We start from the raw sequence: 12,398 nt of genomic DNA, 5'->3' as shown, positions 1-12,398 counted from the left end.
CTGGCAATGGTCAGCAACTGGCGTAACACCTGCTGCGGCGACGGCAAAAACAGCGGCGTAATCAGCTGCAGCGCCGTAGCCAGCCACCACAGCGCCAGCAAAGCAGTCAAGGTCGCCAGGCTCAGTGTTAACTGACGGGAAAGCGGCCAGCGCCAGCAAAAACGCTGCGCCCGCTGTTTTTCAAGTGCCTGAATACTCATGAGAAAGCCTCGCGCTGTTGGAAGACCTGGCTCAGCACATATTCACGCTGGGCGATAAAGGCGGGATCGGATTTGATCGTGCGGCAGGACTCGCCCGCCGCAAAGCGGCGACCGAAATCGAGCGTCAGGCGCTCGCTGATGCGTCCCGGCCCTGGCGTCATAAGGATCAGCTCGCTGGCGAGAAACACCGCTTCCTCAATATCATGGGTAATCAGCAAGATGGCTTTGCCGCTGTCGCGCCACAGACGCAGCAGCAACGCCTGCATCTGCTCGCGGGTAAAGGCATCCAGCGCGCCGAAAGGCTCATCCAACAGCAACAGCTGCGGATCGGCGGCCAGCGCGCGGGCGATGCCGACACGCTGACGCATGCCGCCGGAAAGCTGCCAGATAAAGCGTTTCTCCGCGCCCTCCAGCCCCACTTTTTTTAATAAGCGCCCGGCGGTTTCGCGACGCGCGTTCAGCTCCATGCCTGCCAGCTGTAGTCCCAGCGCCACGTTATCCACCACGTTGCGCCAGGGCAGTAAGCCTTCGTTTTGAAACACCACGCCGCGATCGGCGCCGGGCCCGACGATGGGCCGATCCGCCAGCGTTAACCGCCCTTCTTCCGCTGGCAGAAAACCGGCGATTAGATTCAACAAGGTGGTTTTTCCACAGCCGGACGGCCCCAGAATCACCATCAGCTCACCCGCATTGAGCGTCAGGTTAATATCCTGTAGCGCGAGATGACCGTGATAACGCGCGCTGACCTGCGACAGAGAAAGCATGGTTACCCCCTTACTTTTGCGCTAAAGGACGGACAAAGCGGTCGGTCACATAGTCGTGATAATCCGCAGCGACCTGCGCCACTTTCCCCTGCTGTTGCAGAAAACGGGCGGTATCGCCGATGGCTTTATTGACCGGTTCACCCAACTGGGCAATTTGTTGCTGCGCGCTGAGATAGGTATTGCCCTGCACCAGACCGGCAACCTGATCGACCGGCACGCCGCTCAGACGAGAAAGCTTATTGAGGTTGTCCGGCTGCCGGAGCCACTGCTGCGGCTGAGTAAGATAGGCCTGCTGCGCCGCCAGCGCGCTGCGGGCAAATGCGGTAACAATGTCGGGATGCTGCGCGGCGAAATCCTTACGTACCACCCAAACATCCAGCGTCGGCGCGCCCCATTGCCCGACCTGCGCGGAATCGGTTAATACGGTGCCGGTTTTAGCCAGTTCGTTTACCGCTGGCGCCCAGACGTAGGCGCCGTCAATATCGCCTCGCTGCCAGGCGGCAATAATCGCGGGCGGTTGCAGGTTGATGATTTGCAGCTGATTTGGGCTGATGCCCCAGTGTTTTAATGCCGCCAGCAGGCTGTAATGCGTGGTGGAAATAAAAGGCACCGCGATTCGCTTGCCGATGAGATCCTGCGGCGAGGTAATCTTTTTATTCACCACCAGCGCTTCTGAGCTGCCAAGCTGCGAAGCCAGCAGAAAAACTTCTATCGGGAGTTTCTGGCTGGCGGCCACCGCCAGCGGGCTGGAACCGATATTGCCGATCTGCACGTCACCAGAGGCTAACGCCCGAACAACGCTGGAGCCGCTGTCAAATTTGCGCCAGTCAACGTGCGCGCCGCTTTCCCGGGCAAACGTTTCATCCGCCTGCGCCACTTTCGCCGGTTCAGCCGACGTCTGATACGCCACGGTAACCTCTACCGCCTGCACCTGGGCTGCCAGCAGCGATAAAGTCGCTGCTAATATCAAAAATCGTGTAATCCTCACCATCTTGCGCTCCGCCAGCTGTTATTGTCATCGGGCTCAGTTGTAGCTGAGACGCAGGCGGGGCATGAAGTAATTAAAAATTATGATTAATCACTAAATCGCCTTAGAAATTATCCAGGTATAGTTATCCGAAAAATGCCAAAGCGGGATTTCTCCATCGATAAATGGCACTAAATCATTTAGCGTGGTCGGTGACGTTTGGCTGGCCACTATTAATAATTTGTCGAGGTGTTCCATGTCGATTGAGAAAGTTGCCCGTCTCGCTGGTGTCTCAACAGCGACCGTTTCTCGCGTGCTGAACGGCTATGAAGGCGTGCGGCCCGCTACCCGCGACCGCGTGTTAGCCGCTATCGCCGCCTGCCAGTACCAGCCTAATTTACTGGCGCGTCAGTTACGTACTTCAAAGAGCCGGATGCTGCTGGTGCTGGTCTCCAATATCATCAATCCCTTTTGCTCACGCGTGGTAAGCGGCATTGAGGCGGAAGCCGAAGCGCACGGTTATCACATTTTGCTTTGCAACTCCGACTCACAAACCCAGCGCGAATCCGCTTATCTGACGCTGCTGAGCGGCAAAGTGGTCGATGGCGTGATTACGATGGATGCGATAAGCAATCTGCCGGGTTTGCGCCAGATGATTGGCGATTCGCCCTGGGTACAGTGCGCGGAAGGTCATGCCGATTTTGCCGGATCGTCGGTTACCATTGATAATTTGCAGTCGGCGCGTGAGGCGATATTTCACCTGGCACAGCGCGGGCGGCAACGTATTGCGTTAATCAACGGCGATCCGCGCTATCTCTATGCGCAGCAGCGCGAGTTAGGCTACCGTTCGGCATTAGCAGAGCTGAACCTTTCCTGGTCAGGCGTGGAATATGCGAATGAAGTGGAGTGCGAGGCGGGCTATGCGGCAATGGAGCGGCTGTTAGCACGCGATCAGCAGCCTGATGCCATCTTTGCGGTTTCTGATGTGTTGGCCGTCGGCGCGATACATTGCGCGCGTCAGCATCAGCTGCATGTCCCAACAGATATTGCCGTGCTGGGCTTTGACGGCTTGCCCTGGAGCGCGATGCTCTCTCCGCCACTCAGTACGCTGGAGCAGCCCATGTATCAGTTGGGCGTGCGCAGCGTACAGTTGTTGCTACAAAGAATCAGCCATCCGCGCTCGCCGCTGGTACATGAACAGCTGCCCTGCAAACTGGTGGCACGCGCTTCCAGCTAATCAGTGCCAGATCAGCAGGACGCAGGCCGCGGTCAGAATTCCCATTGAGAGGTTGAAAATTTTCCATGCCCGGCGGCTACGCAACAGGCTGCCAATCAAGGTGCCGAAGCCCAACCAGAGAACGCCAGCCACCAGGTTAACCAGCGCCATGCCAATACTGATAGCCACAATAGAGCCGCGATAGGCTCCGCCCGCCAGGCTGAAACTGGCTACGGCGCCCAGCGCCATCAGCCAGGCTTTCGGGTTAACCAGTTGCAGGATGCCGCCCTGCCAGAATGGCATAGGACGGGCTGGCGCATCGCCATCTCGATTTTTTCATAGGCCGCCGTGGCAATTTTCCACGCCAGCCACAGCAGATAAAGGCTGCCGACGATTTTCAAAAACAGATGCAGCGAGGGATAAACCAGAATTAAACCGCCTACGCCGAACGCCACCAGCAGCAGCATCAGCTGCATGCCGAGCATGATCCCCAACATCAGCGGAATCGAACGCAGAAAACCAAAATTGGCACCGGCGGTGGTCAATAACGTATTATTAGGGCCGGGCGTAACCGCAGCCACCCACAAAAAACCAAGCATTGATAAAAACAGACTGAGTTCCATAACGCGGGCGCTCCCCACCCAATAGAATTTAAGCCCGCTTAAACTAACAGTACGCCTGAGGGCGTACAAGCGTGAGAAGATGAGCTTTGATCATAGCCAACAATCCTTTGTACCTTTAAAAGGCTTGTATAACCCCCATTTACAAACCGTGCTGCCGCGCCTGTTTCGCCGCCGCGTTTACCTGCAACCGCACTGGCAGCGCCTCGATCTGCCCGACGGCGATTTTGTCGATCTGGCCTGGAGCGAAGATCCGCTGCAGGCGAGACATAAGCCGCGCGCGGTGCTGTTTCACGGTCTGGAAGGCAGTTTTCACAGCCCTTACGCCCATGGACTGCTGCAGGTCTGGCAACAGCGCGGCTGGCTCGGCGTGGTCATGCACTTTCGCGGCTGCAGCGGCGTGCCTAACCGTCTGGGCCGCATCTACCATTCCGGCGAAACCGAGGATGCCAGCTATTTTTTACACTGGCTGCGCGCTACGCTGGGCCCGGCGCGCACGGCGGCCGTCGGCGTGTCGTTGGGCGGCAATATGTTGGCCTGTCTGTTAGGCCAGCAAGGTGATGACGCGCCGCTCGACGCGGCGGTGGTGGTCTCCGCGCCGCTGATGCTGGAGCCGTGCAGCGCCAAACTTGAACAGGGATTTTCCCGCGTTTATCAGCGCTATCTGCTGGGCCAGCTCAAGCTGAACGCCCGCCGCAAACTGCATGCCTGGCCCGGCACCTTGCCGGTTGATTTGGCCCAGCTTAATGCGCTGAAGCGCCTGCGTGATTTCGATGATGCGATTACTGCCCGCGCGCACGGCTTTAAGGATGCGGGCGATTACTACCGGCGCGCCAGCGCCATGCCGCTGCTACCCGGCGTGCGTAAACCGCTGCTAATCATTCATGCCAAAGACGATCCCTTTATGACCGATGAAGTGATCCCTGATTTGGCGCGCTTACCTGCTAACATTGAATATCAACTGACGGAATATGGCGGCCACGTCGGTTTTGTCGGCGGCACGCTGCGTCGCCCGCAAATGTGGCTGGAGCAGCGTATTCCCCAATGGCTTTCACCCTATCTGGATACCTGAGCTGTGATAATTCCCTGGCAAGATCTGGCGCCGGAAACGCTGGATAATCTGATTGAAGCTTTCGTCCTGCGCGAAGGCACCGACTATGGCGAACAGGAGCGTTCGCTGATGGAAAAAGTCGAGGATGTCCGCCGCCAGCTGAAAAACGGCGAAGCGGTGCTGGTGTGGTCGGAACTGCATGAAACTGTGAACATTATGCCGCGCGGACAGTTTCGCGGCTAACCATATTAATAAGCGGTCAGCACTGTGCGGCGTGTCACAGTAATCCCTCTGTGACCGACGCGCATGGTGATGACTCTTTATACCAAAACGTGATACCAATGCTCATCGCCCGAATTCACTCAGAGAACAGTTATGTCAGCCAGACATCCGATTATCGCGGTGACCGGCTCCAGCGGAGCGGGAACCACGACCACCAGCCTTGCCTTTCGTAAGATTTTCCAGCAGTTGGATCTGCATGCCGCCGAACTGGAAGGCGACAGTTTCCACCGCTATACGCGCCCGGAAATGGATATGGCGATCCGCAAAGCCCGCGATCTAGGACGCCATATCAGCTATTTCGGGCCGGAAGCCAACGACTTCGGCCTGCTGGAACAATCCTTTGTGGAGTATGGCGAAAGCGGCCGCGGTCAGTCGCGCAAATATCTGCATACCTATGATGAAGCGGTGCCCTGGAATCAGGTACCCGGCACGTTCACGCCCTGGCAGCCGTTGCCGGAGCCGACGGATATCTTGTTTTATGAAGGTTTGCACGGCGGCGTGGTCACTCAGCAGCATAACGTGGCGGAAAAAGTCGATCTGCTGGTAGGCGTAGTGCCGATCGTTAACCTGGAGTGGATTCAGAAACTGGTGCGCGATACCAGCGAACGCGGCCACTCGCGCGAGGCGGTGATGGATTCGGTGGTGCGCTCAATGGAAGATTACATTAACTACATTACGCCGCAGTTCTCGCGCACCCACATAAACTTCCAGCGCGTTCCCACGGTCGATACCTCTAATCCTTTCGCCGCCCGTGCGATTCCTTCGCTCGATGAAAGCTTTGTGGTGATTCACTTCCGCGGCCTGGAAGATATTGATTTCCCCTATTTGCTGGCGATGCTACAGGGCTCGTTTATTTCGCATATCAACACGCTGGTGGTGCCCGGCGGAAAAATGGGGCTGGCTATGGAGCTGATTATGCTACCGCTGGTCAAACGCCTGATCGAAGGCAAAAAAATCGAGTGATCAGGCCGTTTAGACGCACTGATAGCTGTGGGTGATCTGCACGCCTTTGCCTAACATCAGCGCGACAGAGCAATATTTTTCCGCGGAGAGCGCCACGGCGCGCGCGACCGTTTTGTCATTAAGCCCTTTACCGCTGACGATAAAATGCAGGTTGATGTGGGTAAAAACGCGCGGCGGCTCATCGCTGCGCTCAGAGGTAAGTTTTACTTCACAATCGCTAACCGCAACGCGCCCTTTTTGCAGAATAGAAACCACGTCAACGGCGCTGCATCCGCCTGCGGCCATCAACACCATTTCCATCGGGCTGGGCGCTTTATCACCTGAATTGCCATCCATCAGGATCTGATGTCCTGATGCAGACTCGCCTAAAAAGGTCAACCCTTCTATCCATTTAACACGCGCCTGCATATTCTTTGACCTCTGATAAATAACCCTGTCGCCAGCCTACGCCTTCAGCAGGCAGACGGCAATTGTCCGATTCAGCGCAAGCTGAAGCGAGACAACAGGAGACAGTAAGATAAAGCTGTGCTACAAACAAAGCTGTAATATTTTCGTTCTAAGAAACGAAACGGGATGACTGCACGCCTTAGCGCGTCGCCGTTGCCCGAATAAATTTCCAGCAGGAAACGCTTGAAGATTTCAACGCCTGACAGGGAAAAATGCCCCCTGTATTTAGGGCACGATTACAACAGAGGATAATAGCGAATGGTTCTCGGCAAACCGCAAACAGACCCTACTCTCGAATGGTTCCTGTCACATTGCCATATTCACAAATATCCATCAAAAAGCACGTTGATTCACCAGGGTGAAAAGGCCGAGACGCTCTATTACATCGTAAAAGGTGCGGTTGCGGTACTGATCAAGGATGAAGAAGGTAAAGAGATGATTCTCTCTTACCTTAACCAGGGTGATTTCATTGGCGAGCTTGGCCTGTTCGAAGAAGGTCAGGAGCGCAGTGCATGGGTACGAGCAAAAACCGCCTGTGAAGTGGCTGAAATTTCCTATAAAAAATTCCGTCAGCTGATTCAGGTGAATCCTGACATCTTAATGCGTCTCTCCTCGCAGATGGCGCGTCGCCTGCAGGTGACATCAGAGAAAGTCGGCAATTTAGCTTTCCTTGACGTTACGGGCCGCATCGCCCAAACGCTGCTCAACCTGGCGAAACAGCCGGACGCCATGACCCACCCGGACGGCATGCAGATCAAAATCACTCGTCAGGAGATCGGCCAGATTGTTGGCTGCTCGCGCGAAACGGTGGGACGTATTCTGAAAATGCTGGAAGATCAGAACCTGATTTCCGCTCATGGTAAAACGATTGTCGTTTACGGCACCCGTTAAGCTAATCTGAACGCACGGCGTGATGCCCCCCGCATCACGCCGTGTTTATTTTTGTGATGTGGTGATGTGGCGGAGAATTATTTACCATCCTGAAGTGAACTATGCGCTGCGTCAGACGCTGGTGCTCTGTTTGCCGGTGGCCATTGGCTGGCTGCTGGGGGATTTACAAAAAGGCCTGCTGTTCTCGCTGGTGCCCGCCTGCTGCAATATTGCCGGGCTGGATACGCCGCACCGCCGTTTCTTTAAGCGGCTCATTGTCGGGGGTTCGCTGTTTGCCCTCAGCAGTTTTCTGGTTCAGTGGCTGTCGCTTCAAAACATCCCATTACCCGTCACGCTATTCACCATGGCGCTCTTGCTTGGCGTTACCGGTGAAATCGGCCCGCTTCATGCCCGTCTGCTGCCCGCCTCGCTGATTGCTGCAATCTTTACCCTTGGTCTGGTCGGCCATATGCCGATCTGGGCACCGCCGCTGCTTTATATCGGCGGCACCTTTTGGTACGGCTTGTTTAACTGGGGCTGGTTCCGTCTGTGGAAAGAGCAGCCAATGCGTGAAACGCTCAGCCTGCTCTATCGCGAGCTTGCCGACTACTGCGAGGCGAAATATACGCTGCTGACGCAGCTGTCCGACCCGGAGAAAGCGTTGCCGCCGCTGCTGGCGCGCCAGCAAAAGGCGGTCGATCTGATTAATACCTGTTATCAGCAAATGCATATGCTGGCCGCTAACCGCGACCACAGTCATCGTCGCCTGACGCGCGCTTTTCAGGTAGCGCTCGATTTACAGGAACATATCGCCGTCAGCCTGCATCAGCCGGAAGAAGTACAAAAGCTGGTAGAGCAAAGCCATGCGGAAGCGGTGATTCGCTGGAATGCGCAAACTATCGCCGCACGGCTGCGCGAACTGGCAGACGATATGCTTTATCACCGCTTGCCTTCCCGTTTCAGCATGGAAAAGCCGCTGCTGGGGCTGGAAAAGATTGCGCGTCAGCATCAAGAGAATCCGGTCGGCCACTTTTGCTATTACCACTTCAGCCGCATCGCCCGTGTTCTGCGCACGCAGCATCCTTTATATCGCCGCGATTTAATGGCCGATCGTCAGCGTCGGCTGCCGCTGCTGGCGGCGTTGCGCAGCTATCTGTCGTTAAAATCCGCCGCCCTGCGTACCGCGGCGCGCTTTGCGGTGATGCTGGTGTTCGGCAGCGCGCTGGCGCTGGCCTTTAATGTGCCGAAGCCGTGGTGGATTTTGATGACGATTATGTTTGTTAGCCAGAATGGCTACAGCGCAACGCGCGTGCGCATTCAGCACCGGGCGCTCGGCACCCTGGCCGGCCTGACCATTGCCGCCGCGACGCTGCGCTTTTCCGTACCGGAATCGGCGGTGCTGCTGATCATGCTGGTGATTACCCTGGTGAGCTATCTGTTTATCCGTAAATATTACGGCTGGGCAACCATCGGCTTTACCGTTACCGCCGTTTATTCACTGCAGCTTTTATCGCTGAACGGCGCGCAGTTTTTGCTGCCGCGTTTGATGGATACGCTGATGGGCTGCTGCATCGCCTTCGGCGGTATGGTTTGGCTGTGGCCGCAGTGGCAGAGCGGGCTGCTGCGCCAGAATGCGCACGATGCGCTGGAGGCGTATCAGGAAGCGCTGCGTCTGCTGTTAGGTAATGAGCATTCGCCGCAAAAGCTTGCATGGCAACGGGTTCGGGTTAACCAGGCGCATAACGCGCTGTTCAATTCTCTGAATCAGGCGATGCAGGAACCGGCGTTCAATACGCGTTATCTGAATGACATGAAACTGTGGGTGACGCACAGCCAGTTTATTGTCGAACATATTAATGCGATGACAATTCTTGCGCGCGAACACACCATGCTGACGCCAGCGCTGGCGCAGAGCTACCTGCAATCCTGTGAAATCGCGCTTCAGCGCTGCCAGCAGCGGCTGGAATATGATGGGCCAGGCCAGGAAACCAATATTCTGGAAGATCAGTCGCTCAGCCAGGAAGGGCCGATGACCATTATGGAGCGCCACGTAAAGCGTATTCTGGAACACCTTTCGGTGATGCACACCATCTCTTCGCTGGCCTGGAGCCAGCGGCCGCAGCATGGAAAATGGCTGGTGCGCCGCCTGCGCAAAAAGTAAAGCCATCGGCAGAACAGAGCGCTACGCGTTATTTCCAGCAATGGCGCCGGATAACGTTAATGCGCCCCAGAGCGGGCACGTCAGGAAGCGAAAAAGGTTAGCGCGCCCAGAATCAGGCGCGCCGTGGAAGATTACGCGGGATTCAGCACTTTATCGGCAGCGCGCGCCAGCCGCGCCATGCCATCGCCAATATCCGCCAGCGGGATCACCAGCGAAGGCGCAAAACGCAGCACGTCCGCGCCCGCCGTCAGAATCATCACGCCTTCCGCCGCCGCGGCATTTAAAATGTCCCGCGCTTTGCCTTTATGCTGTGGCTGCAGCTCGGCGCCAATCAGTAATCCTTTGCCGCGAATTTCGCTGAACAGATCCAGTTTGGCATTGATCGCCTCCAGCGCTTCAAGAAAACGCTGACGACGCTGCTCAATGCCATCCAGTACCCATGGCGTGTTAATAACGTCCAGCGCCGCTTCCGCCACGGCGCAGGCCAGCGGATTGCCGCCATAGGTGGTGCCGTGGACGCCGGGCGCCATTGCCGATGCGATCTCCTCAGTCGTCAGCATGGCGCTAATCGGGAAACCACCGCCCAACGCTTTCGCCGAGGTCAGAATATCGGGCTCGATGCCGTAATGCTGATAGGCAAACAGCTTCCCGCTGCGGCCCATTCCGCTCTGCACTTCGTCCAGCACCAGCAGCGCCTGATACTGGTCGCACAGCTGGCGCAGTCCCTGCATAAATTCCTGCGTGGCGGGCGTTACGCCGCCCTCGCCCTGAATCGGCTCCACCACAATGGCGCAGGTGTGATCGTCGATGACCGCTTTTACCGCATCGAGATCGTTAAAGGGAACGTGGACGATATCAGCCGGTTTAGGGCCAAAGCCATCAGAATATTTAGGCTGACCGCCGACGGAAACGGTGAACAGCGTACGACCATGAAACGCATTGTGGAACGCGATGATTTTGGTTTTATACGGACTGTGGCGTGTGGAGGCGTAGTAGCGCGCCAGTTTGAAGGCCGCTTCGTTGGCTTCGGCGCCGGAATTTGCAAAGAAAACGCGCTCAGCAAAGGTTGCGTTAATCAGCTTGCTGGCCAGACGCAGCGCAGGCTCGTTAGTAAAAACGTTGCTGGTATGCCACAGCGTTTCACCCTGCGTTTTCAGCGCCTCCACCAGCGCCGGATGACAGTGCCCCAGCGCGGTTACGGCGATGCCCGCCGTGAAATCGATATATTCTTTGCCCTGCTGATCCCACACCTTACTGCCTTTGCCCTTCACCGGCACAAACTGGGCTGGTGCATAAACAGGCAAGATAACCTTATCAAAGGTGTCCCGCGTAACCGTCATCTTTTCCGCTGCCATTCGCTACCTCGTCTTGCTTCACGTTATCGTCATGTGAAAAAATAATCATTAAATATGCATAATAAGTCAAACGGAATTGCATTAAACCTGTGGCTGACGTTGCAGGAAATTAGCCAGCAGCTGATGCCCTTGCTGGCTAAGAATGCTTTCTGGATGAAACTGGACGCCTTCCACATCCAGCGTTTTATGCCGCAACCCCATAATTTCATCCGGCTGGCCGTCGCGCAGGCTCCAGGCGGTGATCTCCAGACAATCCGGCAGCGTCTCTTTTTCTACGATAAGCGAATGGTAGCGCGTCACGGTCAGCGGCTGAGCCAGGCCGGCAAAGACGCCGCGTTGCTGATGAGCAATCGCGGAGGTTTTACCGTGCATAACCTGCCGGGCGCGGATCACACGCGCGCCAAAAACCTGCGCCAGCGCCTGATGGCCCAGACAAACGCCCAGCACCGGCAGCCGTCCGGCAAAGGCGCGGATAGCATCAAGAGAAATACCCGATTCGTCAGGTGTGCAGGGGCCAGGTGAGATAACCAGATGCGTCAGCGGCAGCGCCTGCATCTCCGCCAGCGAAATCTCATCGTTGCGGCGTACCAGCACTTCTGCATTTAACTCGCAAAAATACTGGTACAGGTTCCAGGTGAAAGAGTCGTAATTATCAATAAGCAGCAGCATTTTTGCTCCGGGCTGACCAAAACGCCGCTATTCTACGCGCTTACTTCGGTTCACTCACTACGTTAGCAAAAATCGCGGTCAGCCCGTTAAGATCGCCGTTCACGCTCTCTTCATTTGCCTTCAGCCAGGCATCGCGTTCGGTCTTGCTCCAGTCAATATCGTAACCGGCATGGATAATGAGCTGCTCGAAGAACAGACGCTGAGCGCGGCCATTGCCGTCTCGGAACGGATGCAGCATATTGATTTCACAATAATAGTGCGCCAGACGCGCCACAAATTGCTCAAAAGGCAGATCGACCAGACCGTTCTCTTCCTCCAGCGCCTCCATCAGCGCGTTACCCTCTTTCTCAATGTATTCGAAGTGGCAAAACGGCGTATCGCCCAGGTAAAGATCGATCTCACGGATCTCGCCCGCCCAGTCGTAAAGATCCTGGAACAAGATGCGATGAATGGCACACAGGTAGGGAAAACCTAAGTTACGTGGCCCCAGCTCAATCGTTGCCGCACGCAGCGAGGTAAACGCGACTTCGGCTTTTTGCAGCTGGGCAGCATCGTGAAGATTAAGGCGGTTGCGCAGTACGTCATCGTTCTGCCAGTAATAGGGATCGCGTCCGTTCATTGCATTAGCCGCCATATTGCCTCCTCAACTCCGCCAGGCGTTGCGTGGCCTGTTCCGTATTTAGCGTCACTTCCGCAAAAGATAAGCCTTCCAGTTTGCTACTGGCCTGAAAGTTAGCGTTGCGCCGCTGTTGCCATAGCGTGGCCTTCTGCTTTTCGGTCAGTTTTGTTGGCATACTGCCTCCGGTCAACGAATAGGTGACCTAAGTATAAGC

General features: G+C 56.2%; 13 protein-coding genes and 2 pseudogenes. 6 read left to right on the top strand and 9 right to left on the bottom strand.

Going from position 1 to position 12,398, the window contains the following annotated elements:
• The 3 genes and pseudogenes from P3C52_RS01890 to tauA form a co-directional block, all read right to left on the bottom strand.
• Window positions 1–200 (bottom strand): annotated as a pseudogene (locus P3C52_RS01890) (taurine transporter subunit); the annotation flags it as partial.
• A complete protein-coding gene (gene tauB / locus P3C52_RS01885) occupies window positions 197–964 on the bottom strand; it encodes a taurine ABC transporter ATP-binding subunit (protein ID WP_275553525.1) in 768 nt (255 codons plus the stop codon). The gene tauB and the pseudogene P3C52_RS01890, both read right to left, overlap by 4 nt.
• A 10-nt stretch (window positions 965–974) precedes the next feature.
• Window positions 975–1,955, bottom strand: coding sequence for a taurine ABC transporter substrate-binding protein (gene tauA, locus P3C52_RS01880; protein WP_275553524.1), 981 nt, complete (start codon window positions 1,953–1,955; stop codon window positions 975–977).
• A 232-nt stretch (window positions 1,956–2,187) separates the two neighbouring features.
• Here tauA and P3C52_RS01875 point away from each other — a divergent pair, with 232 nt between their 5' ends.
• On the top strand, window positions 2,188–3,168 hold the full coding sequence (locus tag P3C52_RS01875; RefSeq protein ID WP_275553523.1) for a LacI family DNA-binding transcriptional regulator: 981 nt from the start codon (window positions 2,188–2,190) through the stop codon (window positions 3,166–3,168).
• On the opposite strand, the pseudogene P3C52_RS01870 reads toward P3C52_RS01875, so the two are convergent.
• Window positions 3,169–3,770: pseudogene (locus tag P3C52_RS01870) on the bottom strand (LysE family translocator). It abuts the gene before it with no gap.
• 79 nt (window positions 3,771–3,849) lie between these two features.
• On the opposite strand from P3C52_RS01870, the gene P3C52_RS01865 reads away from it, so the two are divergent.
• The 3 genes from P3C52_RS01865 to P3C52_RS01855 all read left to right on the top strand — a co-directional run bounded on the left by P3C52_RS01865 (window position 3,850) and on the right by P3C52_RS01855 (window position 6,063).
• Window positions 3,850–4,839, top strand: coding sequence for a hydrolase (locus P3C52_RS01865; protein WP_275553522.1), 990 nt, complete (start codon window positions 3,850–3,852; stop codon window positions 4,837–4,839).
• Window positions 4,840–4,842: 3 nt separating this feature from the next.
• Entirely contained in the window at window positions 4,843–5,061 is a 219-nt protein-coding gene (locus P3C52_RS01860) for a YheU family protein (protein WP_275553521.1), read from the top strand.
• A gap of 132 nt (window positions 5,062–5,193) precedes the next feature.
• Entirely contained in the window at window positions 5,194–6,063 is an 870-nt protein-coding gene (locus P3C52_RS01855; protein WP_275553520.1) for a phosphoribulokinase, read from the top strand.
• Between the two features lie 9 nt (window positions 6,064–6,072).
• On the opposite strand, the gene P3C52_RS01850 is transcribed toward P3C52_RS01855, so the two are convergent.
• Window positions 6,073–6,471: an OsmC family protein gene (locus tag P3C52_RS01850; RefSeq protein WP_275553519.1), complete on the bottom strand. Its 399-nt coding sequence runs from the start codon at window positions 6,469–6,471 to the stop codon at window positions 6,073–6,075.
• Window positions 6,472–6,768: 297 nt separating this feature from the next.
• Here P3C52_RS01850 and crp point away from each other — a divergent pair, with 297 nt between their 5' ends.
• Window positions 6,769–7,401, top strand: a complete 633-nt coding sequence (crp, locus tag P3C52_RS01845) for a cAMP-activated global transcriptional regulator CRP (RefSeq protein ID WP_017803012.1) — start codon at window positions 6,769–6,771, stop codon at window positions 7,399–7,401.
• Between the two features lie 64 nt (window positions 7,402–7,465).
• Window positions 7,466–9,541, top strand: coding sequence for a YccS/YhfK family putative transporter (locus P3C52_RS01840; protein WP_275553518.1), 2,076 nt, complete (start codon window positions 7,466–7,468; stop codon window positions 9,539–9,541).
• 131 nt (window positions 9,542–9,672) lie between these two features.
• Here P3C52_RS01840 and P3C52_RS01835 read toward each other — a convergent pair whose 3' ends face one another.
• From P3C52_RS01835 to P3C52_RS01820, 4 genes are all read right to left on the bottom strand, one after another.
• Complete coding sequence (locus P3C52_RS01835) at window positions 9,673–10,896, bottom strand: aspartate aminotransferase family protein (protein ID WP_275553517.1); 1,224 nt, start codon at window positions 10,894–10,896, stop codon at window positions 9,673–9,675.
• An 81-nt stretch (window positions 10,897–10,977) separates the two neighbouring features.
• A complete protein-coding gene (locus tag P3C52_RS01830; RefSeq protein ID WP_275553516.1) occupies window positions 10,978–11,565 on the bottom strand; it encodes an aminodeoxychorismate synthase component II in 588 nt (195 codons plus the stop codon).
• A gap of 40 nt (window positions 11,566–11,605) precedes the next feature.
• Window positions 11,606–12,199, bottom strand: a complete 594-nt coding sequence (locus P3C52_RS01825; RefSeq protein ID WP_275553515.1) for a putative adenosine monophosphate-protein transferase Fic — start codon at window positions 12,197–12,199, stop codon at window positions 11,606–11,608.
• Entirely contained in the window at window positions 12,189–12,359 is a 171-nt protein-coding gene (locus P3C52_RS01820) for a YhfG family protein (protein ID WP_275553514.1), read from the bottom strand. The genes P3C52_RS01825 and P3C52_RS01820 overlap by 11 nt, the downstream gene beginning before the upstream one ends.
• Between the last annotated feature and the right edge of the window lie 39 nt (window positions 12,360–12,398).

The organism is Mixta sp. Marseille-Q2659 (assembly GCF_940807255.1).
Lineage (GTDB): Bacteria > Pseudomonadota > Gammaproteobacteria > Enterobacterales > Enterobacteriaceae > Mixta.
Note: the sequence above shows the minus strand (reverse complement) of the source record. Positions and strands in the feature narration are given on the sequence as shown.